This window comes from Micromonospora vulcania (assembly GCF_042658605.1).
Lineage (GTDB): Bacteria > Actinomycetota > Actinomycetes > Mycobacteriales > Micromonosporaceae > Micromonospora > Micromonospora vulcania.
On the sequence record NZ_JBHSQS010000028.1, the window covers coordinates 13181 to 35376 of the forward strand.

23 protein-coding genes are annotated in these 22196 nt (G+C 68.6%); 12 read left to right on the forward strand and 11 right to left on the reverse strand.

Annotated features, from left to right (window positions below; genetic code table 11):
- Positions 1-94: 94 nt before the first annotated feature.
- Positions 95-751: a hypothetical protein gene (locus ACFQGL_RS28350; protein WP_377515633.1), complete on the reverse strand. Its 657-nt coding sequence runs from the start codon at positions 749-751 to the stop codon at positions 95-97.
- Between the two features lie 757 nt (positions 752-1508).
- Here ACFQGL_RS28350 and ACFQGL_RS28355 point away from each other — a divergent pair.
- The 7 genes from ACFQGL_RS28355 (at position 1509) to ACFQGL_RS28385 (ending at position 6842) form a co-directional block, all read left to right on the forward strand.
- Positions 1509-2210: a recombinase zinc beta ribbon domain-containing protein gene (locus ACFQGL_RS28355; RefSeq protein WP_377515634.1), complete on the forward strand. Its 702-nt coding sequence runs from the start codon at positions 1509-1511 to the stop codon at positions 2208-2210.
- 976 nt (positions 2211-3186) lie between these two features.
- On the forward strand, positions 3187-3462 hold the full coding sequence (locus ACFQGL_RS28360; RefSeq protein ID WP_377515635.1) for a hypothetical protein: 276 nt from the start codon (positions 3187-3189) through the stop codon (positions 3460-3462).
- Positions 3459-3635: a hypothetical protein gene (locus tag ACFQGL_RS28365; protein ID WP_377515636.1), complete on the forward strand. Its 177-nt coding sequence runs from the start codon at positions 3459-3461 to the stop codon at positions 3633-3635. Before ACFQGL_RS28360 ends, ACFQGL_RS28365 begins: the two co-directional genes overlap by 4 nt.
- A 54-nt stretch (positions 3636-3689) precedes the next feature.
- Positions 3690-4226 carry a hypothetical protein gene (locus ACFQGL_RS28370; protein WP_377515637.1) on the forward strand — a complete coding sequence of 179 codons (537 nt, stop codon included), beginning with the start codon at positions 3690-3692 and terminating at the stop codon, positions 4224-4226.
- Positions 4223-4462 (forward strand): hypothetical protein, encoded by a 240-nt coding sequence (locus ACFQGL_RS28375; RefSeq protein ID WP_377515638.1) that lies wholly within the window; start codon positions 4223-4225, stop codon positions 4460-4462. The genes ACFQGL_RS28370 and ACFQGL_RS28375 overlap by 4 nt, the downstream gene beginning before the upstream one ends.
- A gap of 41 nt (positions 4463-4503) precedes the next feature.
- Positions 4504-5505 (forward strand): hypothetical protein, encoded by a 1002-nt coding sequence (locus ACFQGL_RS28380; protein WP_377515640.1) that lies wholly within the window; start codon positions 4504-4506, stop codon positions 5503-5505.
- Positions 5505-6842, forward strand: a complete 1338-nt coding sequence (locus ACFQGL_RS28385) for a replicative DNA helicase (protein WP_377515642.1) — start codon at positions 5505-5507, stop codon at positions 6840-6842. Before ACFQGL_RS28380 ends, ACFQGL_RS28385 begins: the two co-directional genes overlap by 1 nt.
- Before the next feature lie 94 nt (positions 6843-6936).
- On the opposite strand, the gene ACFQGL_RS28390 is transcribed toward ACFQGL_RS28385, so the two are convergent.
- The 7 genes from ACFQGL_RS28390 to ACFQGL_RS28420 all read right to left on the reverse strand — a co-directional run bounded on the left by ACFQGL_RS28390 (position 6937) and on the right by ACFQGL_RS28420 (position 16269).
- Positions 6937-7881 (reverse strand): replication-relaxation family protein, encoded by a 945-nt coding sequence (locus ACFQGL_RS28390; RefSeq protein WP_377515644.1) that lies wholly within the window; start codon positions 7879-7881, stop codon positions 6937-6939.
- A 195-nt stretch (positions 7882-8076) separates the two neighbouring features.
- A complete protein-coding gene (locus ACFQGL_RS28395; protein WP_377515645.1) occupies positions 8077-10587 on the reverse strand; it encodes a type IV secretory system conjugative DNA transfer family protein in 2511 nt (836 codons plus the stop codon).
- The gene (locus ACFQGL_RS28400) at positions 10584-12401 is read right to left on the reverse strand and encodes a VirB4 family type IV secretion system protein (protein WP_377515647.1); all 1818 of its coding nucleotides are present in this window, start codon (positions 12399-12401) and stop codon (positions 10584-10586) included. Before ACFQGL_RS28400 ends, ACFQGL_RS28395 begins: the two co-directional genes overlap by 4 nt.
- Positions 12398-13330, reverse strand: a complete 933-nt coding sequence (locus ACFQGL_RS28405; RefSeq protein ID WP_377515648.1) for a PrgI family protein — start codon at positions 13328-13330, stop codon at positions 12398-12400. Before ACFQGL_RS28405 ends, ACFQGL_RS28400 begins: the two co-directional genes overlap by 4 nt.
- Before the next feature lie 41 nt (positions 13331-13371).
- On the reverse strand, positions 13372-14820 hold the full coding sequence (locus tag ACFQGL_RS28410; RefSeq protein ID WP_377515649.1) for a hypothetical protein: 1449 nt from the start codon (positions 14818-14820) through the stop codon (positions 13372-13374).
- A gap of 4 nt (positions 14821-14824) precedes the next feature.
- Complete coding sequence (locus tag ACFQGL_RS28415; protein ID WP_377515651.1) at positions 14825-15163, reverse strand: pilin; 339 nt, start codon at positions 15161-15163, stop codon at positions 14825-14827.
- Positions 15164-15471: 308 nt separating this feature from the next.
- A complete protein-coding gene (locus ACFQGL_RS28420; RefSeq protein WP_377515652.1) occupies positions 15472-16269 on the reverse strand; it encodes a hypothetical protein in 798 nt (265 codons plus the stop codon).
- 373 nt (positions 16270-16642) lie between these two features.
- Between ACFQGL_RS28420 and ACFQGL_RS28425 the strand changes: the two genes are divergently transcribed.
- The 4 genes from ACFQGL_RS28425 to ACFQGL_RS28440 all read left to right on the forward strand — a co-directional run bounded on the left by ACFQGL_RS28425 (position 16643) and on the right by ACFQGL_RS28440 (position 19564).
- Positions 16643-17455 carry a hypothetical protein gene (locus ACFQGL_RS28425; RefSeq protein ID WP_377515653.1) on the forward strand — a complete coding sequence of 271 codons (813 nt, stop codon included), beginning with the start codon at positions 16643-16645 and terminating at the stop codon, positions 17453-17455.
- A 311-nt stretch (positions 17456-17766) separates the two neighbouring features.
- Entirely contained in the window at positions 17767-18447 is a 681-nt protein-coding gene (locus tag ACFQGL_RS28430) for a hypothetical protein (protein ID WP_377515654.1), read from the forward strand.
- A gap of 9 nt (positions 18448-18456) precedes the next feature.
- Entirely contained in the window at positions 18457-18774 is a 318-nt protein-coding gene (locus ACFQGL_RS28435; RefSeq protein ID WP_377515655.1) for a hypothetical protein, read from the forward strand.
- 40 nt (positions 18775-18814) lie between these two features.
- Positions 18815-19564 (forward strand): hypothetical protein, encoded by a 750-nt coding sequence (locus tag ACFQGL_RS28440; RefSeq protein ID WP_377515657.1) that lies wholly within the window; start codon positions 18815-18817, stop codon positions 19562-19564.
- 12 nt (positions 19565-19576) lie between these two features.
- On the opposite strand, the gene ACFQGL_RS28445 is transcribed toward ACFQGL_RS28440, so the two are convergent.
- Entirely contained in the window at positions 19577-20206 is a 630-nt protein-coding gene (locus ACFQGL_RS28445; RefSeq protein WP_377515658.1) for a hypothetical protein, read from the reverse strand.
- 65 nt (positions 20207-20271) lie between these two features.
- Here ACFQGL_RS28445 and ACFQGL_RS28450 point away from each other — a divergent pair, with 65 nt between their 5' ends.
- Entirely contained in the window at positions 20272-20529 is a 258-nt protein-coding gene (locus ACFQGL_RS28450) for a transcriptional regulator (protein WP_377515659.1), read from the forward strand.
- Positions 20530-20880: 351 nt separating this feature from the next.
- Here the strand turns inward: ACFQGL_RS28450 and ACFQGL_RS28455 are convergent, their stop codons facing one another.
- Positions 20881-21249 (reverse strand): hypothetical protein, encoded by a 369-nt coding sequence (locus ACFQGL_RS28455; RefSeq protein ID WP_377515660.1) that lies wholly within the window; start codon positions 21247-21249, stop codon positions 20881-20883.
- A complete protein-coding gene (locus tag ACFQGL_RS28460; protein ID WP_377515661.1) occupies positions 21246-22085 on the reverse strand; it encodes a hypothetical protein in 840 nt (279 codons plus the stop codon). Before ACFQGL_RS28460 ends, ACFQGL_RS28455 begins: the two co-directional genes overlap by 4 nt.
- Between the last annotated feature and the right edge of the window lie 111 nt (positions 22086-22196).

Here is a 22196-nt window from a genome sequence, read left to right on the forward strand (position 1 = left end):
TCCCGTCGCTGCACTGGTCCGAGTCGATTGCGGCTTGTCGTGGGTGTCGCTGGTACGACCGGCCGGGAGGATTGCGCCGCAAGCTGGACGATTTCTATGCGACGGGCCAAGCGGCAATCGCGACCAGTTGCTCGTTCGGGCGCAGCCGGTCGATGTGGTCGTTGGCGGCGTACAGATAGTCCAGCTGGTCGGCCAGCCGGCCCGATCTGGGCGTGAGCCAGTTGGCGGCGTCTGCGGCCAGGGCATCGCCGGGCACCGCGGCGAGCGCCGCGAGAGTTCGGTAACTGTTGAGGCTGGCTTGAAGGGCCTCGATGTCCGCGATGGGAATAGGTTGCTGCCGGTAGGCGGCGTTGTAGGTGGTCATCGCGAGCACCCGAGGTTGGGCGAGGAATGCCTGTTGGGCGCGGCTGAGCGGCCAGCGCGCCGGGTCGTCGCGGTGGCGGTCGACGAAGGCCGAGAGCGGTTGGGCGTCGCGCGTGCCGTCGACGACGTCTCGCCATCGGTGCCACAGCCAGGCAGCACTGGTGGCGGCGCGGGCACGCATGCCGGCCAAGTCAAGGTGACGGACCGGGCCGCCGGCGGCGTAGCCCTGGTAGCGGTGCAGCAATCGGCGAGTCAGTCGGTGACGGGCGGCGAAGTGGCCAACAGGGCCGGCGGGACGGAGCTGTTGAGCGATGAGGCGGGTCGCCGCGAGGGCGGGCATGGACTGGGGTGTCGCGTCGGTGGGCAGGCAGACCACGATGGTGTGCACGACAGGACGTGCGGGCATAGCTCCTCCAGGCAGGGAGCGGGGACACGGCCGAGGTGCGATCGCGCGAGAGTGCGCGGGCAGGCGACAGCGTCGACGGACAGGGTGGCGAGGTGCGGAGGTCGCGGGGCTGGCGCCGGTGGAAGCTCCGGCGGGCGGGGATCCCGAGCGTGATGACGCGAGCGCGTCGAGGCATTGCTGCCTGTATGGCAGGGCTGGCGCGGTGGCGCCTGGGTGGTGCGGGTGGGTGTGGGTGCCAGGGAGGATGTGTCGCGGCCGACCGGCCAAAATGGCGGGTGGGCGGGTGCGGCTCCTGCCGGGGCGAGCCAAGGCCCGAGGTGGTGCAGTGATGGGGGTTCTATAGAAGAGAGTTCACGATATCCTGCGGACCCAACAGAAAGTGATCATCGTTGGACAACGAGCGGATGCGTGGCGAGGGCACCAGCCAGCAGGGCGACGCGCGCGCCATCGCCTCGCTCCTCGGCTGTTTGAGCAGGGGTGTTGGGCAATTCGACGGCCCGACATCCATCGAGTGGCCAAGGGCGTTGGGTACCGCGACGCAGGTGTTGAGTTCCGCAGCCACACGGCGTTGGCGAATGACCGTGACCCGCCGGACGACTGTTGGCTCCCCCATGATTGAGACTTCGTTGACCAGCGCCTCGCTGAGCAAGGCAAGCCGTGGGCCGCGACCGAACTCAGAAAGGTTCTGCGCCGTGCACGCAACGCCGGCCTGGTCGAGATCACCCGCCCCGACGGGACGATGGAGATCGTCGGGAAGGCGGTGTGGCCGGCGATCGTCAAGGAGTCAGACTGGCTGGCCTGCCTGGCGGTCCTGAACGATCCCGGGCGCCGAACAAACCGCACCAACGTCGCGCGTCGCTGGCTCGGCTCGGGCTTGTACCGCTGCTGGGTGTGCGGCAGCACGGTCCGAGCCTCGAAGACGGCGGGGACGAGTGGCGGTGCGTGGACCTACCGGTGCGGCCGTAAGACCGAGCAGGGGAAGCCTCACGTGGGCCGGCACGCCGAGTTTGTGGACGAAGTGGTCGAGGCCACGGTGCTTGCGTACCTCGGTCGCCCCGAGGTTGCGGCGAAGCTGGTCCGGCGGGAGAAGCCCGACTTGGAGGCGCTACGCGAGGAGGCGCGCGACCTGCGGCGGGAACTCGACGAGGCAGCGCACCAGCGCGCTACGAAGATCATCAACTCCCGGCAGCCCGGCATCATCTCGAAGGCACTGCGGGGCGATCTGGAACGCACGGAGGCGACGATCGCAGCAGAGTCGGCGACGTCGCCGCTTGTGTCTTTACTCGGCGAGCCGGAACTGGGCGAGGCATGGCGACGCCTGGACATCTCGAAGCGTCAGGCGGTGGTGGAGCTGATCGCCGCAGTGGTGCTGTTGCCGACTCGCCGAGGGCGGCCGGCGGGTGGCAACCCGGTCAGCCCTACTTTGACCCCCGGTCTGTAGACGTTCGGTGGCGGGTCAATGACTGATAGCACAGGGATATTTGTGATCTGCGCCACGAATAGGGCTCAGATTGAACCCTTCCGACCCCTAGTTACCGAGGAGTACGCCTGGCAAAACCGGACCACAACCGGCAGCCCTTGACTCAATTCCGGACCCCCTCGCGATGCCCGACAGAGGGCCGACAAAAGCCGTCCGGACGGTCCGGACCAGCGCCGCCGAGGGGGACCACAGGGGGTTGTGGTTGCGCTCACGGCGGATCTACAGCCCGTTACCAGCAGTAAAATTCTGACACGCTGGAAATCACCCCCCAAGCGTTTCGAGGCTTCTCCTGCTCGAACAGGGAATAGCGAAGATCGTGTATGTGCGTTGCGTACGGCTTGCTACATAACCAGCCCTCTGCGGGCCTCACTGATGCTCACGCTGGGTAATCGTCGGGGGTGGCTTAAACTACGCAGCGGACAGGGAATCGTACACATGAGCTACGGCACCACAGCGGGCCACAAGTCGCCTACGAGTTGGGAACTTCGCCAATATTCGCACGTCATCCGTGACGCTTCCCGATCCTCCAGCCAAGATCAGGTAACGCGCGACGGGCACCAGCCCGCCCATCGGCGGCACTACAGGCGAAGATCAAAATTAGTTCACGCAGAGTCGCGCCGAGGCGCGGGGCTGCTTGCCCGCCGACTCGGGCACCAGTAGGTTTGAGGGCAGCAACAGGGCGCGAAAGCGTACTGGTGTTCTAAGTTAAGTTCCGACTCGACAAGGGCCGGAAAAAGCGATGGGGCCGAGCCCAAAAGCCCGACCCCATCACCTTCTGAATGCAGTTCCCGCCTCGGCGGCAACCGGATCGACGGTGCTGGTAACACCTTCGACCACCCCCGACTCTACGGAGTTCGGGACGTGAGCATCAAGCCTGGCAGGCCCATGCAGTCGATGTTCACACTCTGCCGCCGTGGCCTCACCCGAAAGGTGTGCCATGGCCTACTCCCCCGAGCGACGCCGCGCCGTGCTCGAACAAGCCCGCACCGCTAAGCGCGAAAAGCTCATCCGCGAGATCGAGCCCGACGGGCGTCTCGCCGACACCGACCCCGACGAACTCGGGCGCCGGGTCGCCGCCGCCATCAGCGCCCAATATGCCGACATGGCCCGGCGCAAGCACACCGGTGACCGCGTCCGCAAGGATGCCCTCGAAGCCGCCACCATCGCCGCCGAGGCCGTTCTCCGCGCCGGTACCCGGGTGGGCGTCGCGTGAGCGGGCGGCTCAACTTCGTACCGACTGCCCACCTGGACGCTCCGATCCCGGACGACCAGACGATCGCCCAGCTCCGCGCGATCCTGGGCCTTCACCTCACGAGGGAAGCCGGCAAGACCAACGTCTCGCGTATGCCGCGCCGTCGCACCATCGTGCGCCGCGCCGCCGCCTAACCGACCCCGGACAGCAACTCGCGCCGGCGGTTTAGGGACCAGGCCGGCGCGAGGTTGATCGAAAACGGTGAATCAATGGTAAGCAGCTTCACCGGCGGAGCGCAAGGTGCCGCCGACCACAGCAACGTAGCCGACACCTCCGGCAACCAGCAGGGCGACCTGCTCGACCTCTTCCGTGATGCCGCCGGCATCACCTCCGGACAGGACCCGGCATTCAGCTCGACCGAGAAGTTCGAGCGGTTCCACCGCGACAACCCGGCCGTGTACCGGGCGATGGTGATGCTCTGCCGGCAGTGGATCAACCGGAACGGGCATCGGAATCTGGGCATCAACTCGCTCGTGGAGCGGGTCCGGTGGGAGATCGCGCTGGCCACCAATGACCCCGACTTCAAGATCGACAGCAATACTGCCCCGTGGTTCAGCCGCCTCATCATGTACCGCGAGGCTGACATGGCTGCGCTCTTCAAGCTGCGGCGCGCACCCGAGGCTGACGCGTGGATCATCGAACTCGCCACCCGCGAGGGGCGTCTGGACGAGCTGCCCGCGCTCATGGGGTGGGCAGCCGACGACGTCATCGGGCGGGCCGCGTGACTCACTCCGAAGCGGTCGACTGGCCGGACGTGTCGGTTCCCGGCACCGTCTATCCCGCAGCCCTGGCCGACACGTATCCCGACGAGGCCACCATCGGCGGCCCGGTCTACTGGGCGGCCCGACCGCACCACCCCCGGCTGGTGCACCTCCCCGTCGGCCGTTCGGCCGTCGTATCCCTAGCTGACTGGAAGCGCCGCCGCAGCGCCTCGACGGAGGGACCGGCAGGCACCGCATGATCAGCCTCGTCCAGCACGTCCTCTACCACGCACCCGAGGCGGTGCGCGGTGCCGAGCGGTTGCTACTCATCGCCATCGCCGAGGAGACCCGCGTCAAGGGGGAAGGCCGGGACATTCCGGTCGCTGACCTGGCGCAGGCCCTTGGCGTGCCCGAGCGGCAGGTTCGGGAAGTTGCCGACCGGCTGACCAAGCACCTCCGCAAGGGCACCGGCGACGACAATCTCAGCGTCCGCGTGCCACTGGGCGCCGACCGGCACGGCAACCCGCTCTACACCCGGCAGGGCCTCGTGCCGCGGTGGGTGCTGCCGGAGCTTCCGGTGCCGCCCGGGTGCGGTTGCCCGGTCTGCCGACGACAGGCAAACGGCCAGGCCAAGGCAGGCGCGGCGACTACCGCACCTGATCCGGCGGTGAGAGAGAACCAGCAGGTCACGACAGGCGCGGTAAATACCGCTCCACCGAACGTAGGAGCGGTATTCCCGTCGCCTGGCGCGGTAAATACCGCGTCAGGCGCGGTAAATACCGCGTCAGGCGCGGTAAATACCGCCCCCACACCGTTCCGTAGCCGTAAAGAACACACCAGGGCGCTCGTCGACAGCGGCACCGCCGTCGCGCCACAGCGGGCGAGTGTGTGTGACGAGTCGGAACCCAAACCCGCACCGATGCGCGCCGACGATCCCCGGTGGCTCGAGCTGCGGACCGCGTACCCGAAGACGGAGAAGAGCGCCGCAGCACGAGGCGTCCTCACCAAGGCGCTCGCCGAGGGTGTCGAGTTTGACCTGATCCTCCGCCGCCTCAAAGCGTTCACCGCCGCAAAGCACGCCGAAGGCCGCGACCACCGCTACTGGCCGCTGCTGGTCACATGGCTGGCCGACGAAGGCTGGGAAGACGTAGCCGACCCAACCCCCGACGGCGCCCCGCGGCCCACCCGAGTGCCACACGACCAGCAGTGCCGCAGCCACTGGGGTCAGCCCGCCGACAACTGCAAGCCCTGCAAGACCGAAGCCGCACACGAAGACGCCCGAGCGCGAAGGACGGCCGCCTGATGAACACCGATATGCCTCGCCCCGAGGCCCCGATGCACGACCAGGCCGCCGAGAAGGCCGCCCTTGGCAGCATGATGATCAGCGCATCCGCCGCCGACGTGGTGATCATCCGGCTTGAGCCGGGTGACTTCTACCAGCCCAAGCACGGCACCATCTACACCGCCATCGTTCACCTGATGACGGCCGGCCAGCCCGTCGACCCCATCTCGGTTGCCCACGCCCTCGACGAGAAGGGCGACCTCGTCCGGGCCGGTGGCGCCCCGTACCTACACGAACTGGTCGCCTCCGTGCCTTCCGCGGCGCAGGCGGGGCACTTCGCAGGGATCGTCACCGGCTGGTCCAAGCGGCGCCGGATCCTCGAATCGGCGTACAAGGTCGCCCAGGCCGCCACCAACCTGTCGAAGCCCATCGACGAGGTGGTCGACGACGCTTCCCGCACCATCCACAAAGCCACAATCGACCGGGCCGCCGACGACGTCGCCCACGTTGACGATTTCGCCGACGAAGAATTCCAGCGCCTCCGGGACGTCGCCGCTGGGAAGGTGGAGCCGGGCATCAGCACCGGGTTCGTCGACCTGGACCGGCTGCTCAACGGGTGGCAGCCCGGACAGCTCGTTATCCCGGCCGCCCGCCCGGGTGCCGGAAAGAGCATTCTGTCCGCGAACTGGGCGCTGGCCGCCGCCGAAACCGGTCGTCCAGTGTTCATGTTCACCATGGAGATGACCAAGCGGGAGGTCAACCAGCGTCTCTGGTCGAACGTTGGCCGCATCCCGCTGCACCTGTTCCCCAAGGCGCAGTTCGATGACCGGGACTGGCGGCGGCTCGCCGAGGCCCGTGACCACGTCCGGAGGCTGCCGATCTTCATCGACGACAAGTCGAACACCGTCGCCGCGATCCAGGGTCACGCCCGCCGGCTCACCCAGCAGCACGGCAAGCCCAGCCTAATCGTCGTCGACTACCTGCAACGCCTCACCTTCCCCGGCGGCGGCGACCGGCACGACCTTCAGGTCGGCCAGGCGGCGAAGGACTTGAAGGACCTGGCTCGCGACCTCGCCACGACCGTGGTCGCCGTCTGCCAGCTCAACCGGGCCGTCGAGCAGCGCACGAAGAAGGTGCCGCAGTTGTCGGACCTCCGCGACTCTGGGCAGCTTGAGCAGGAGGCGGACATCGTCGTGCTGATCAGCCGGGACAACTACTACGACCCGGAGTCGCCTCGATCGGGGGAGGCGGACCTCATTGTCGCCAAGCATCGAGGCGGCCCGAAGGACACGATCACTGTCGCCGCGCAGCTCCACCTGGCTCGGTTCGTCGACATCGCCATCGACGCGGTGTCATGAGGGTCCGCTGCACCGATAGGTGACAGTTTCAGTCACGCGGCCTGACTGGCCGGTGGGGTCATGATGGTCTCGTAGTCGATAAGGGTCAACCGGTTCACTCTGCTTCGTCACGCAGCTCGTGGAGCGGATCCTCGGCCGGGCGTGGTGGTCCGGGATTGAGGGGGCCAGGCTCGTCCTCGGTGGTGGGCAAGTCGGGCAGGCTCAGCCGGTGTCCTCCATTGCCTACGAGCCGCCATACCGGTCCGGCCGGGCTGTGTCCATTGATCCGGTCCCGGGCGCAGGTGGCGACGATGAGAGTGGCCAGGGCGTCGGCGACACGGTGATCGTGACGGGCGGCGTCAGCGAGCTTGGTGTGGAAGTTGCGTTCGCGTTCCCGGCTTGGCAGAGAGAACAGCAGGATGTGGCCGGGTCCGCCGTCCATCCGTAGGCGCCGGTAGGGGTCCAGCTTGTCGCGTAGACGAGGGTGGTCTTCGGTGGCACGGTCGTACTCGAGCCAGAAGCCGACGCTGCTGCGGCTGTTGCTCCAGACGCCGTGTGCGTCGGGGCGTACGCGTTGTCCGAAGACGGCGGCTGTCTGCTGCTCGGACCACCAGCGGGTCAGCCTCACCTCGGGATGACGGCGCCCGTGGGCAATGAGGTCGATGAAGAACTGGTTGGTCTCGATGGTGTGTTGCCGGATCCGGTTGGACAGCACCGAGTCCGCGGCGAGTGCGACGGCTTTCGGGGTGGGCGGGGTGTCACCGCGGGCGAGGGCCACGAAGCGGGCGGAGAGCCGGCCGGGCACCCAGTACACCTGTGCGGGTTGACCGGGGTGGGAGCGCAGGACACGGTCGATGAAGTCGAGCCTTCGCAGGGTGTAGAGGCGATGGGCGCAGGTGAACGGTGAGTCGAACAGGACCGAGGTGATCTGGTCGGTGGTGAGGGAGGTGTGGTCGGACAGCAGGAAGGCGATCACCCGATCGCGAGGGCGAAGGCGGGCCGAGACGTCGGACAGCGTGGTCGTCGAGCGACGGAGGATGGATCGGGGTCGGGGGGTCACGGAGCACCCCCCGATCGGAGGATGTCCCCCCGGTGGGACTGTCGGGACGGCTGATCATGACTCATGTACGTCTCCTAGCTGCACTGTTGGGTGAGCAGCGACCGATTCCCAGGCTGCTCGCAACGACCATGGCCGGGCCGGACCGGCGACCAGGGTGCGAACCCACCCCGGTGTATGGAATGGGAAGCTGCGACGTCAGTCGCTGCGGCGAGATGTCTTGCCTCGATCGATGCCGGCGAGGCGCTTGGCGAGCTGCTCGATCGCGGTGGGGTCTGTCGCATTCCCGCTGGCAGCGGCACAGGCGGCCCGGATGTGTGTGGCGGCGCCGACCACGGGGCGGGGTGGCCGGGTGTGCAGGGTGAACGCCGCGGTCTCCCGATTGCCGATGACCAGCCGCGCGGCCGCCTGGTAGGCGTCCAGATGGCTCAGATCGTGTTCGGACAGTTCGGGGAACATGTGCCGGGCCATCTGGTGCGCATCCTCGGGCGCCACATTAAAGGTGATCTTGTTGCGGGCGTTCGCGCTCAACGCGAGCTGGGTGGGTCGTGGCAATTGAGCGAGGTCCTGGTGGGCCAGCACCAGACTCATGCGGTAGCCGCGGGCTTCGGCAAGCATGTCGTCCACCGAGCCGGGCAGATTCAGAAAGTTGTGGCACTCGTCGACGAATACGGTGCAGTCGCGTCGTTTGTCCTCCGGCAGTCTCGCGCGGGCGGTGGCGGCCTGCCAGGCGCGGGCCAACACGAAGGAGCCCATCAGCCGAGAGGTGTCCTCGCCGAGTTGGCCTTTGGGGAGACGGGCGAGCAGGATGCCGCCGTTGTCGAGCAGTTTCCCCATGTCGAATGACGAGCGGGGTGTTCCGAGGGTGCGGCGTGGGAAGTCCCGCAGCAGGAATGCCCTCAGCCGGGCCATGACGGGTCCGATGACCTGCGCTCGCACCGGCGGCGGCATGGACTCGTACCAACTCCAGTAGCCGAGCAGGCCTTCTGGGTCGTCGAGGCCGTCGGTGAAGGCCATCCGGAACTGACGGTCGTTGAGCAGCGGTGGCACCAGCGCGAGCGTGGCGTGCGCCTTGCGCATCAGGGTGAGGCAGGCGACCCGCAGGGTGTCGTCGATGCGCGGTCCCCAGTGCCTTTGGAAGATCTTGCTGAAGATCGAGACGACGTTGTCGACGGCGAGGTCGTGGTCGTCTCCCGAGAGAGGGTTGAAGTAGCCGCCCTGGTCCTGGTCGGGATCGATGAGGACGACCCGGTCGGCGACGGTCTCCGGTAGCCGATCCAGGACGTCGGTGACGAGGTCTCCCTTGGGGTCGATGACCACGACGCCGCGGCGGGCGGCCACGTCGTCGAGGATCATGTTGACCAGGAAGGTCGACTTGCCGACGCCGGTGGAGCCGAGGACGTGCAGGTGCTGGCGGGCGTCGACGACGGGCAGCCCGACGGCGTGACCGCCGATCTCGGCGTGTCCGAGTTGTTTGACGCCGCGTCCGCCGGCGGGAACCTCGACCGGCGCTGGCATGGGCTTCGCGCGAGCGCGTCGGAGGCCGGGCACGGCCAGGTCGGTCGGTAGGGCCGCGACGGCGGCGAGCTCACCGGCTCCGAGCAGGTACCCGGAGCGCAGTGGTCGCGCGGACAGCACTGCGGCGGGCTGCTTGAGCCGGACGCGGCGCAGTCGTTGGCGGGCGGTATAGACGCCGTAGGCGGAGGCGACGCCGTGGGCGAGGGTCTTCAGTCGGGCCCGCAGATTCTCTTCTGCCACCTTCCGGGGGTTGGTGTGGGCGACGCCGTACCGGATCGAGGTCTCCCACAGCTGCCCGGCTGCGAGTTTGTCGACTGCGGCGCGGGCGTCGCGATCGCGTTCCGGATCTGTCGGTACCGACCGGGTGGTGGCGGCCCGAGTGCCCGCGGGGGCCCGGCCGAGCCTGGGCACGATCAGTTCGAGCAGTCCGCGGAGCCAGGCTGTGGGGTCGAGTAGCCCTCGTGCGGGCTGGCCACTGCGGAGGGCCCCGGTTCCGGCGCGGAGCCGTCGGATCTGCCGGGGTGTGGCTGGGCGGGTGAGTACCTGCACGCAGGCGTACTCGGGATCCTGCAGCCCGGACAGCGCGGAGATCAGTGGTCGCAGGGGGTCGCTGTCGTGGTCGGTGACGATCGGGTACCAGGCCGCGAGGGTGGGAAGCAGGGCGCCGCCCTCGTCGAGAGTCGCCAGGGGTATCGGTGCGGTGGCGTCAGTGACGGTGGCGGTGGCACCCGGCCAGGCGCCGGTGATGGCGGCGAGGACGGGTCCGGTGGGCACGGTGCCGGGCAACCAGATGTTGATGGTCAACTGCCGGCCCGCCCATCGGTATTCGAAACCGACGTGTGGAGTGCCGTGGATCAGGCGTCGCCATCCGGCCGGACGGAGGATCTCGGCGCAGGTTGCCCACCAGCGGGCGGCGCTGTCCGGGTCGACTTCCGGTGGTGGGGTGATGACGACCTGGTGGGCGTGACGGTGCAGCCGCCGGTGCCGCCAACTGTGCAGTTGTCCTCGCGCGACCAGTACGACGAGCCCGAGGGCGGCGATGACGATGGCGAGCCACGGACGGTCGGTCACCCACCGGAGTGCGTTCACGATGGCGTCCGCGATCGGGTTGGACGGGACCGGCGGAGGCACGAAGGGCGACGGCGGCGAAAAGGGCGACGGCGGCGGTGTCGATGAGGCGAGCGTTGTCACGGTGTCTGCCCGTCGAGGTCGCCCGTGACGCAGAGTTCGTGTTCCCGGTGAGAGGACACGGCGTGGGCGCCTACCCGGTTGGCGCCCGCGAGCAGGAGGCTCTCCCCGCGTTGCGCTGACAGCAGCATCCGCGCCTCTCCCCCGGTCAGGTTGAAGCTGTCGGCGACGGCGGCGATGGCCTGCGGGGCTTGGCGCATGAGGAGCTGGGTGGCCGAGTTCGCGACAACGGCCTGCCCGAGTTCGGAGCCCAGCAGGTCTGCGGCGTCCTGTGTCACCACGGATACCCCGGCCCGCCGTTTGCGTGCGGCCTTCGCCAGCCGGTTGAGGAATCGGACGCCTTCGCCGTCGCGCAACAGGGTCCAGGCCTCGTCGACGATGACGAGTCGGCGTGGGTCGGCGGTCGGGCCGTCGGCGGGTGGAGCGTCGACGGTGCGCCAGATCGCGTCGAGGGCGAGGAGCATCCCGGGGGCGCGGAGTTCGTCGGCGAGCTGCCGGGTGGACCAGACCACCAGGTGCCCGGTGGGGTCGGTGGTGGTAGGTCCGTCGAAGAGGTGGTTGAAGCTGCCGGTGGTCCACGGTGAGAGGCGGGCGGCGAGGGTGAGCGCCGGCGGTGTGGCGTCGGCCTCCAGTGCCGCGGCGACGTCGCGGAGCAGCGGAGCCGGGCGAGCCCAGGTGGTCGGGTCGTTGGTGATGCCGGCAGCAAGGTACGCGGTGTTGACTGCCCGGTCGAGGGCGGCGCGCTCGGTGGGTGCCATCGCGCCGTCCTGGCCGCTGGCGCCGAGTAGGACGTTGACCAGTGTGTGCACGAACAGCGCTCGCCGGTTGCGGGCGTCGGGTCGGTTGTCGTCGACGGAGATGTCCAACGGGTTGAGCCGGACGTCGGGTGCGCCGAGTTGGATGACGGTGCCGCCGACCGCTTCGGCGAGCCGCAGGTATTCGTCTTCGGGGTCGATGACGTTGACCTGCACCCCGTCGTAGAGGGAGCGCAGGGTTTCGAGCTTGATGAAGTACGACTTACCGGCACCTGATCGGGCGAGTACGACGCTGTTGTGGTTGTCGGCGGCCCAGCGGTCGTGCCAGATGATGCCGTTGGTGGTGGTGTTGACCCCATAGAGCACCCCGGAGACGCCGGGCGGGTCGCCGGGCAACGGGGCGGGCAGATCCGCGGAGGCCAGGGGCATCGCTGCGGCGAGGGCATCGGTGTCGAAGACCCGCCGCATGCCGATGCTGTCGACGCCCATCGGCAGGGTCGACGTCCAGGCCGGCAGGTGCCGCCAGGTGGCTGGGACGGTGTCGAGCATGACCGAGGCGGCGGTGGCCCGTACGTGGGCGACGGACTCGGTCAACTCGTCCAGGTTGGGCGCGTGCACGGTGACGTAGTGGCCGACCCGGAACAGGCGGCTCGCGCCGCGGGCGACCCGGTCGGCGAGTTCGGCGGCGTCCGCGGCGGCGGCCTCGGTGCTGGGGTCGTCGAGGCGTCCGTGTTGGGCGTCGGCGCGCCGGGAGGATTCCAGTCGGGCGCGTTGGCGACGCAACCGGGACGCGGCGACCTGCGGGGCGAGCGGTTCGATGTGGATGACGACGTCGGCACGACCGGGCCAGCCGGTCAGTGGGAGCAGCCAGCCGGCCCCGACCTCCGCCGGGTAACCGTTGACGATCAACGTCGAGGCGTAGCCCTCGCCGATCTTGAGGTAGCGGGGGGTGACCTCCACGCTGGCCGGGCCGATAAGCGCGGCGAGGGTGTCGGCCTCCGCCGGCGGGGGTGTGGCCGGGATGGCAGGCCGACGAGGACGAAGCAGTCGCAGCAGGTTCACGACGGCTCCTCGGAGGTGATGGGCTCGTCAGGTAGGGCCCGTTCGCCGGGCACGGGCAGGGTGTAGGGGTCGACGGCGGCGGCCAGCACCGCGCAGACGGCAGGGCCATCCAGTAGGCGGGTGCTGGCCCCCAGGCTCTGCAGGGCACCAGCGGTGTGCTCGGCGGCGCGCAATACGTCCTGGTCGCGGCGGGCGCCGGTAGCGGTATGGACGATGGTGACGGTGCGCCAAAGCGGCTGCCGATCGTCTTCCAGATCGAGGAGGAACTCGGCGTAGTCCGCAGCGGCGTCGGCAAGCGCAGCGTTGGGCAGCAGGTCCGCGGTGTCGGCGATGCGATGCGCGTGCCTGGTCAGGTCGACGCGTTGGGTGGAGACCACGATCTGCACCGGGGCCGTCAGGCTGTTGAGCCACCGCGCGTAGGCGCCGACCAGCGCGGCCTGCTCCACTGGGGTGCGGAGTCCGAGGTTGACGGTGCTGACGGCGACCAGCGCGGCGCTGGTACTGCCGAGGTCGACCACTCCGTTGGTGGCGATCGACCGCGCCGGCAGGCGCAGTGGCGTCGGCGGGGTCAGCTCACCCTCGGCGCTGCTGGGGCCCGGTGCCCACCGGGGCGTCTTGAGCACCCCGCCGGGTGCGGGAACCTGCCGTCGTGGGGTGCGGGAGCCGCGAACTGCGGCGAGCAGCCAGGCGTCCAGACTCAATCCGTCGCGGCGGCCCAACGCGAGGACGGTTGCGGCACCGAGCAGCGGGACCAGACCGCCGAGCAGGACCGGCATCGGCAGAACATCGAGCAGTGTCCGAAACAGCAGGTAGGCGATGGCTACGGCGGTGGCCAGGATGGCGACCTGACGGGTGGTCAGGTTGAACAGCAGACGATCGGGTGTTTCGACGTCGGCAGGGATCCGAGCACGGAGATCGACATCAGACATGGGGTCTCCTCAGGCAATCGGTTGGACTGGGGCGTGGGGTGTCAGCCGGGCAAGCGGTCATTGCCGCTGTTGCCCCGGGCCGACAGTCGGGAGGATGGAGTCGGTGGCAGAGGGTTGGTGGCCCGGGATCGCGCTGCCGCTGACGCGCGGGTGGTCCGCGGGCCATACGCCGTCGTCGACGGCCAGCCCGTACCGCTCGGGGCGTGGGCTGACGCCGGACCTGGCCCGATCGATGACGGCGCGGCTCCGGACCCATGCGGTGGCCGATTCGTCCCGCGCATGCCCTGGGGCGGGGAGTCCGCCGGCCAGCCGGTGCCGGAGTCGGTGTAGGCCCACCACCGACGCCAGCGGGGCATGCGTTGGGGCATCGCGGTGGCCGGGGTCCGCCCGGACGGAACTCTCGGTAGAGCACGCTCCGCAGGGGCGGGTGCCGCCGTCGGCGCGGTCCTGCGCGGAACCGGTCCCGGCCGAGGTCCGCCGCCAGTCGGTCTCGGCAACGATGGGCCGGTCCCCGGTCCCCCTGGGCCAGTCTGGCGGGCGGCCACTCGCGCCGCTGGCCGGCTGGCCTGTCGGCCACCGCGCCACAGGCCCCCGGTCAGGGCCCGACTGACCTGCTGCACGATCGCGACGCGGATGAACGCGCCGACGACGTTGTTGGACTGACCTCCGGTGACGTAGCGGCGCATCAGGGCGGGGATCTTCACCACGGCCAGCAGCAGGCAACAGATGATGAACAGGTTGAACGTGCCGGTTGGGTCGTCGGGCAGGCCGAGGGCGGGCAGGTTCGCCGTTGGGCTGAGGAAGACGGTCAGCGCGGTGTGCAAGGCGAGGGCTTGGGCGATGACGGTGGCCAGGGCACCAATGAAGGCCCGCCACCACAGCTTCGCCGCGGATTCCGTCCATGGTGTGGCGTGACTGGCCAACGCCACCGGTGCGATGCCGACGAGGATCACCAGCAGGCCGAGGCGCAGGATCCAACCAACCATGATCATCGCGACGAGAGCTGCGATGGCAATCCCGATGATCAGTGTGAGGAGCGCGTTGGCGGGGTCGGTGAGGGCGTCGACGACGGTGCGTTTCATCTGGCCGAGGGAGCCCTCGGTGGTGATGGGGTCACTGGTGAGCGCCTGGGTGAGCGCGTTGCCCAGTTCGATGAGCCCCTTCGACAGCGGCGTCGCGAAGTTCGCTGCGATGAAGCCGATGACCAGGCGCGGCACCAGTTCACCGACGCCGTAGCGTGCCTGCACGCTGTCCCGGCTCATGATCACGACATTGGAGGCGATGATCGCCAGCACGAAGCAGGTGTTCACGATCATCAGGGCGCGGGCGCTGATCGTCTCGACCTGCGGCAGCCCAGTGACGTCGGGTACGACGAGGAACGCCGAGGACAGCAATGACCACAGGGCCTCGATGACATCCGCGACTCGCTGTGCCAGCCAGGTGAGGATCTCGTCCAGCAGGGTTCCGACTCCGACGATGTCCCAGAACATCGGGTCAGGTCCCCAGGATGCCGCGCAGGATGGTCAGCAGCACCGGGGCCAGCACGGCGAGGGCGTAGCCCGTGGCAGCGCCCTTGAGTGCGCCCTTGGCCTTCTCCACCTGCCCGGGGTCGCCGCCGGCCATCAGGTACAACGCCCCACCGTAGGTGAGGAACAGGGTGGCGACGCCGACGAGGATGCCGACGATCCAGACGACCAGGTTGTTGATGACGGTCGGGAGGTTGTTGACGGCGAGCAGTTCAGGCGCTCCGGCGATGACCTGCGCGGTCAGGCCGAGCAGGACACCGGCGTTGGTCGTAGTAGACAGTGACAGTCGGTTCAGGATGCGGCGCATCGGTGGTCACCTCCCGCCCCACCGCTCGGTGGGGCGTGCTCGAAAGCGGTTGGGAGGCGCCGCCCGTACGAGCGGGGACCGTGGAAGCACTGCTCCTTCCACATCGGGTTTGGGTTTCGTGGTGAGCACGGACCTTAAGCCGGACCGAGTCACCACCCGTGCCGGGCGGCGCCGGAGACCGCTCGCGTACCCCGGCTGGCGTGTCGGAGGGGTGATCGGTCTCGTGACCGCCAAGAGCCCGTGTTGGGCCGGGTTTCCCGGGGCTGACCGTTCAACGCGTGGCCAACCGTCACCCAACGGCCGCCCGGTCACTGGCCGGGCCACGCCCGCAGGGACGTGCGGCGAACCGGCTTGGGCGGACGGGTACGCAGCCTGACGTGGGCCAGTTCCCCGTCACGGATGGCGTCGACCAGCCTCGACTCAGCCCGGTCGCGCCAGTGCGAGGCCAACTGTCCCGCGATGCCCCACCGGGCCGCAGCCGCCTGCACCGATGCGCCTTCCAGCCGCGTCTCGGCGATGATGTTGGCGTCGTCGGCGTCGATCACCCCGATCGCCACCGCGCGGGCCAGCACGAACTCCGGGTGATCCCACGGCTGCAGCGGGGTACGCGGCCCGGGCGGCTCGCTGTCGAAGGGTTCGGTGGTGACGTCGGCGTATCGCACCTTGAGGCCCGCCCGCCCGGCGGCGTCGAGCATGCGCGGGAGGATCCTCGGCTGGTCGACGTCCACCCGGCGCACCAGGCGGTCCCAGAAGGTCCCCAGGATCTCGGCGTCGATATCGTCGCTGTCGCCCCGGTAACCCCGCGCCAACCCACCGGCCAAGGCCCGCAGGCCGGGCATCGCGAGGCCGACGGCCCCCAACCCCCAGCCGGGGCCGTCCTGGCGCGAGCGGACGACGAGTTCCCGCCAAACCAGGTCGCGGACCTCCCGCGAGGTGTCCCGGTCGAGGAGGAACCGCTTCAGCTCGTACAGGGACATCAGGCGGTCCGGGCAGCCGGCGAACCGGCGGCCGTCGAACTGAAGAGTCGTGGGCGGGCGGACGAGCAGGTCGAAAGCGCGCTGGGCGGAGTCCAGCGGAGAGTCGGGCCACTCGGAGAAGGAAGGCATCGCGGGTACTCCCGGTGTGCGGCGGGCTGCCACCGGCCGCGGCAGCTCTCGCGCCTCATCCCCACACGCGCACCCAACGCGACCTGGCGTTCGCCGGTGCTCCACGACTTTAGAAATCGGCACACGTACGGCTGTTGTCCGCAGGCCACGGCGTTGGACCTCCTGTTGGCCAACACGACGCCGTTCTTCGTAGGACCCTCAGGGAGATCGCTAACCGGTTCTGTTTCAGCAGCTCAAGAGTCCTGTTGGCTGGTGTGGGTGGAAATTTTGCCAACGGGGTGCGGCCGCCTTCCGCCGCAAGGTGGCACCGTCCGGACCGAGTTGGCACCGTCCGGGTCGAGGCGGTTCGGTGTCGTAGGCGAGTATCAGATTTGTGGAGATCGTGGAGCAGTTCGTGCTGGGCAAGTCCGGAGATCCGCTCGTCTGCGAGGACGCAGTCGTGGTGACCGCCGAGCATGCGGCTGTCATTGACGGCGCTACGGATGTGAGTGGTCGGCGCTACGGGAGCGCGGCGGGTGGATGGTGGGCCATGGCGGCTTGCCGCGACGCCGTGCAGCAACTGCCGCACGGCGTTGACCCGCATCGGGCGGTTGCGGCCATGACCTCGGAGCTGGCGGCCCGCCTCGGCTCTGGGCTGACAGCAGCCGAGCGGCCGAGCGCGGCGGTCACCGTCTTTTCGCGAGTGCGCCGGGAGATCTGGCAGATCGGTGACGTCGGATTCTCCTACAGCGGACTCCCCGCGTCGGTCGGGCAGCCACGCAAACTGGTCGACCGCGTCGCTGTGTCGATCCGGGCTGCGGTTCTGGCTGCGGAGGCCGCTGCCGGAACGATCAGCATGGACCGGGTGGTAGAGGCGGACCCCGGGCGACTCGCGGCGCGAGCTCTGATCGGGCGGCAGGGTGCCCTCCGCAACAGCATCGGCCCGTACGGTTATGCCGCAATCGATGGCCGGCCGGTTCCTCCGTCGTTGGTGGTAGTGCATCCGGTGCCCGAGGGCATCGACGAACTGATGATTGCCAGCGACGGCTACCCGGTCATCGGCGAGACACTGGCCGCGTCCGAATCAGAGCTCGCCCTGCTCTTGGAGAAGGACCCCTGGTGCGTGGCGGAGCTTGCCGGCACCAAGGCGATCTTGCCGGGACAGGTGAGCTTCGATGACCGGGCCTATCTACGTGTTCGCCTCTGATCCAGCCGAGATCAGGTCGAGCATCGGCAGCCATTCCAATCGCCGAAAGCGCCACTCAGATCCGGACAACCAACCTCGATCTTGTCCGGGCCCACCTGGAACGACCACAGCTCAGCGCTCACCACCAAGTGCCACTTCAAGCCGAACGGGCCGCCGCCGCGGAGATCGGCGCGGTTCCCCGGGGCACCTCTCTGCCTCGACAATGTCCTCGCCGTAGCGAGACGTCCAGCCCAGCGCCCGGGGTACCCCGGATCTTGGTCATTCACGTACCGTGGTCCTACCTCGCCGTGGCGGGTGCATCACGGAAAGCGTTGAGCGAGCAAAAGGCCGGGGGGCGAATGCAGGGCAGCAGGCATGAACGCCTCAAACTGGCGAGTCTGGACTTCCTGGGCGACGACTCCGCCCTGCGCGAGCAGGCCGATCGTGCGCTGCGCGAGGCGGGACGTGAACTGCGTCCCGAGGAGTGCTCCGGGGTGGACCACACCGGCTCCGTCCGCGTGGTGGTCGACACCCAGCGAGAGGTCTCAGCTGTCACGATCGCTCGCGAGTGGCGCGGCCGGCTTGGTCCCAGCGGGTTCGCCGGTGCGCTCTTCGAGGCCTACGCCGCGGGCGTACAGGCTGCCCTCGAATTGGCGGCTCTCCTCCGCCTGCAGACGGAGGAGAGAGGTTCTGCATCGCCGGATCAGGAGCCGCTCGACAGTACCCCCGATCGGGACGTTGATGAGTACACGTGGCTTCGCGACACCTGGCGAACGCTGGACGACCTTGACGCAGAGCTCAACGCTGCGGCTCGCTTGCCCAGGCGGACGGACGAGTCAAGCATGTCGAGCCCCAACGGCTGTCTGACGCTGCACATCCACAGAGGCGGCATCACCGGCATCACCGGCGACGCCAGGCGGATCGCCCGGGCAGATGCAGGTCAGCTGCAGTTCGAAGCCCGTTCCCTCTTCCGCGCGTTCGAGCTTGCCAACGCCGGACCGACTGGATCGTGAGGTAGTGAGATGGATGCACTGAACGTCATCACCGACTCGCTCCGTGACGAGGGAGGCAAGTGGCTGACGCTGTCGGACCGGATCGCCGCCATCAAGGTCGCTGCGGAGCAGCTGCATCTCGACCCCTCGGCCTTCTTCATCGGTGACGCGAACGTCCTCATCCACGCCGCGGCGTACAACGACTTCCACACCTTCATGGTTGCCGTCCTGAATGGGGCGGTGACCGAATTCGAACAGGTCGGCGAGGCCCTGCGTCGCATCGCCGACGAGTACGACCGGGCAGACGAGATCGTCTCATTGGACCTCAACAAGATCTACAAGGCCTAGCATCCCGCACGCGACGTTCGGAGAGGGCACGGAGCACCCCATGCAGCCAGGTACCACTGATCTCGAGTACGGGGAACCGTTCAACAAGGCGTTCGACTACATCCGCTCCGGCATCGACACGGCGATCGCCACGTTCAACGAGATCGTCGAGCAGGTACAGCAGTGGAAGTGGCTCCTCGGACCGGCAGCACTCTTGTGGATCAAGCACAGCCTGGACACCACCCGGGCAGGGCTGGATGCCATCCTCGACCGGGTCGAGCAGTCCTTGGAGCATCAACTGCCAGTGCTCTCGCTCATCGAGGTCAGCTTCCGCTGGGTCAACGACGTGAAGACACCGGTCTCCGACCTCTCCTCCGACACCACCAACCCGAAGAACGAGAACCTGCCCAAGTGGACCGGCGACGCCGCGATCGCCTACAACGCCAAGGCACTCAAGCAGAAAGCCGCCGTCGACGAGTCCGTCGTCAAGTCGGAGTTCATCAGCCAGTGGCTGTTCACGATCGCCAAGGCGAACGTCGACTACGCCGTCGAACTCGCGAAGATCGTCACGGGGCTGGTCGGCAAACTGGTGCAGGCAGCGAGTGAGGGTGCAACCGTCATCGACCTACCGTGGGCCATCTCCACCCTCGCCAAGTCGGTCGGAGACCTCGTCACCGCCGGCCTGGACGTTCTGCTCACCATCAGCCAGCGCTTCATCGACGCGCTGGGCAACATCCGGGACATCGCCACGCAGGTCGGCGACCACTCGAAGCTACCCGGTGGGCGGTGGCCCGAGGCCGTCCGAGGATGACCGACGGGCGCGTCACACCGTGGGTACGGCCGCCTGCGTCGCCCTGAGGAGCGTCAGCGCCTTCGGCGCGAGCGTTTCAGTGGCGACGTACGAGGCACCACCGATGGCCACCCAGACCTTCACCACCAGGTTGCCCATGCGAGCGTGGACCATGTACTCGGCGTACTTGAAGCCGGGCTCGGAGCGCCTAGTAAAGGCCTCGGCCTCGTCGCCCACACCGGAGATGCCGCCGACGGGAATCATCACCGTCACCCGTCCCGTAGACCGATAGAGCAGCAGAGCCTCCTCCGCGTTGGCCGGCGTCGACGCCTCCACCCGCAGGCTCGCCTCATGCCCGTCCTTCGTCCGCATCTCGAACAGACACGCCGCACCCGGCTGCCCGAGAGGTGGCTTCGGATCGGTACGGGTCACCGTCAGCGACAACTCCGCCAACGGCCGAAGATCAGTACGCTTACACAGCTCCAGATCCTGAGCGCGGTAGACAGGGCCGACCGAGGCGGTAGGCGCGGTGGAGGCAACGCCGCTCGTGGCCGGCCCGGCGGTCGGCGCACCCGCAGGAGCCGAGGCACCATCACAGGCGGCAGCGGCGAGCACCGCAACGAGCGCCACGACAAGACGAGACACACCGGTCACCGCAGACATGTCTCGAACATACCGGCTGCGACGCTGGCAGACGGCCCGAGCGACGAGTCACTATGGTGCCGGGTATGCCCGCCGCAGAGACCCCGGAGCAAATCACCCGAACCCGCACCGTCACCGCCCGTGCGATTCTGCAGGGCAAGGCCGATCTTCGTACGTACCCCTATCGCCTGCTGGCCGTGGTATCTCATCACGGCCTGGGCGGCGACCAGATCAGCGAGGCGGTTGCTGCCGCCGAGGTCCTGGGCCAGTTCGGTTGGGACCTCGTCAGCGTGTCGGAATTCGCCTCCAACAGGATCGTCTACGCCTTCCTGCGGAGACGGTGACGATGGCTCTCGGCTCCTGTTGGACCTGACGCGGCTGGGCAGGTGACCGCGGCCCGGAAGAGTGGATGCGGTGGAACAGGATTCGACGGGCCGGAATCGGTAGCCGTCCTGTCCGCATCATCCGCCGGATCAAAGCCGCCGAGGGAAGATTCCGTTGCTGGACCGCTACGACTTCCGCGAACGACCTTTCGGCCCACCGCTGCCGCACCTGTTCCAGGGGCTCACTCAACCGGCTGGCCGCCATCTCACCGACCGGCCTCAGTCGACCCGCTTCGTCAGCAAGCCGAACTCGGAGGATTCAGCTTCACCGCACTCGGCTGATGCGCCTCCCGTCCGGCTGAAGGCCGGCGCTTACCTCTGCGGACGGGCGTTGATCTGCTCAACGGTTGGGGGCCGCCGGACGGGTTCGTCACCGATGGAGTAGACCTCCAGACAGCACAGATAGCCCTCACCATCGACGAGTAGCACGATGCCGGCGTAGAACTCGTCGTCGCTGATGTCAGCCGACACCGGTGCACCGGACAACACCGGGGCCGGCGCTGCGACGCGGTCCACAGCAAGGTTCACGGTCACGCAGCCGCACCCGCAGCTGCCCTCGACTGTGGCGAACGGCAACTGCGCCCGCAACTCGTCGCGCCCAGGGAACGGCACGGACAGCAGCCGCGCGATGACGTCCCGCTCGATGTCGCTGAGCGGGCGAGGTATGTCGTCGCCGGTCATACCGCCGCCTCATGCCGCAGGCCGGCATGGAACCGCAGCAGCCGGACCCTGTCCTCGCCCAGGATCGGGCGAGCACGCTCGATCAGGTTGTCGAGTTCGGCGGCAAGATTCCGGGATGGACTGTGATAGGTCGTGGCCGCCTGCCGATCGAGCCACGAGCTGATGTCCGCCCGCGCACCGACGCGCAACCGGTCGTCGGGATCATCGACCAGCCGTAGGTTGGTGGCCAGCCGCTGCCACGCGTTGACCAAGGTCAGTAGCCGGTAGCCCGCGAACCGGACATGCGGCGCATTGCCCGGCCTGAGCAGGGCCTCAAGCATCTCCGGATCCAGGGCGCCGAGGTCGTGTCGCAGGGCCGCCACCACCTGGCTGGTCACCGCGCCAGACTCGTCGCGCAGCAGTGGCACCAGTTCGGCCGACCGGGTCACGCCGAGGCGACGCAATGCTCGGACCGCTTCGACCCGACCACGCGCACGTGGATGCGCCAGCCACCGTCGCACCAGGCCGGCATCCTCGACGCCACCGGTCTCGCCCAGCCCGGCGATCACCCCCGGCGCCAGCGGCTCCCGCCGAGCAAGCAGGCGATAGAACTCTGCCGGATCCGCGCCACCGCGGCGCAGCCCGGCCTGAGCAATCGCCCGCACCAGCGGATGCCGGTCAGGCAACGCCGCCTCAGCGGCGCCCAGATCACCGACCGCAGTCACGGCCTGCAGCGCCTCAGCCCGAACCAGCGCAGTACGGCTGACCAGCAACCCCCGCAATTGAGCCGGGTCCGTCGCGGCCTGAACGGCACCTCGGGCGCACAGGGACCGGATCGGCAGGTCGTCGTCTTTCATCGCGGCCGTGATCAACCGGCGCACACTCAACAGGCCACCGGCCGTCGCGGCCCGGTACGCCGCCCGCCGGGTCCGACGATCCCGCGCCAGAGCGCATTCGTCCGCAGCGCC

What these genes read in the sequence shown, in the direction of transcription:
- ACFQGL_RS28450 (WP_377515659.1), top strand. Translation starts at nt 20,272, where the DNA reads ATGCCCGCCGCAGAGACCCCGGAGCAAATCACCCGAACCCGCACCGTC.
- ACFQGL_RS28415 (WP_377515651.1), bottom strand. Translation starts at nt 15,163, where the DNA reads ATGCGCCGCATCCTGAACCGACTGTCACTGTCTACTACGACCAACGCC.
- ACFQGL_RS28455 (WP_377515660.1), bottom strand. Translation starts at nt 21,249, where the DNA reads ATGACCGGCGACGACATACCTCGCCCGCTCAGCGACATCGAGCGGGAC.
- ACFQGL_RS28410 (WP_377515649.1), bottom strand. Translation starts at nt 14,820, where the DNA reads ATGTTCTGGGACATCGTCGGAGTCGGAACCCTGCTGGACGAGATCCTC.
- ACFQGL_RS28460 (WP_377515661.1), bottom strand. Translation starts at nt 22,085, where the DNA reads ATGAAAGACGACGACCTGCCGATCCGGTCCCTGTGCGCCCGAGGTGCC.
- ACFQGL_RS28385 (WP_377515642.1), top strand. Translation starts at nt 5,505, where the DNA reads ATGAACACCGATATGCCTCGCCCCGAGGCCCCGATGCACGACCAGGCC.
- ACFQGL_RS28445 (WP_377515658.1), bottom strand. Translation starts at nt 20,206, where the DNA reads ATGTCTGCGGTGACCGGTGTGTCTCGTCTTGTCGTGGCGCTCGTTGCG.
- ACFQGL_RS28355 (WP_377515634.1), top strand. Translation starts at nt 1,509, where the DNA reads ATGGAGATCGTCGGGAAGGCGGTGTGGCCGGCGATCGTCAAGGAGTCA.
- ACFQGL_RS28435 (WP_377515655.1), top strand. Translation starts at nt 18,457, where the DNA reads ATGGATGCACTGAACGTCATCACCGACTCGCTCCGTGACGAGGGAGGC.
- ACFQGL_RS28440 (WP_377515657.1), top strand. Translation starts at nt 18,815, where the DNA reads ATGCAGCCAGGTACCACTGATCTCGAGTACGGGGAACCGTTCAACAAG.
- ACFQGL_RS28405 (WP_377515648.1), bottom strand. Translation starts at nt 13,330, where the DNA reads ATGTCTGATGTCGATCTCCGTGCTCGGATCCCTGCCGACGTCGAAACA.
- ACFQGL_RS28360 (WP_377515635.1), top strand. Translation starts at nt 3,187, where the DNA reads ATGGCCTACTCCCCCGAGCGACGCCGCGCCGTGCTCGAACAAGCCCGC.
- ACFQGL_RS28420 (WP_377515652.1), bottom strand. Translation starts at nt 16,269, where the DNA reads ATGCCTTCCTTCTCCGAGTGGCCCGACTCTCCGCTGGACTCCGCCCAG.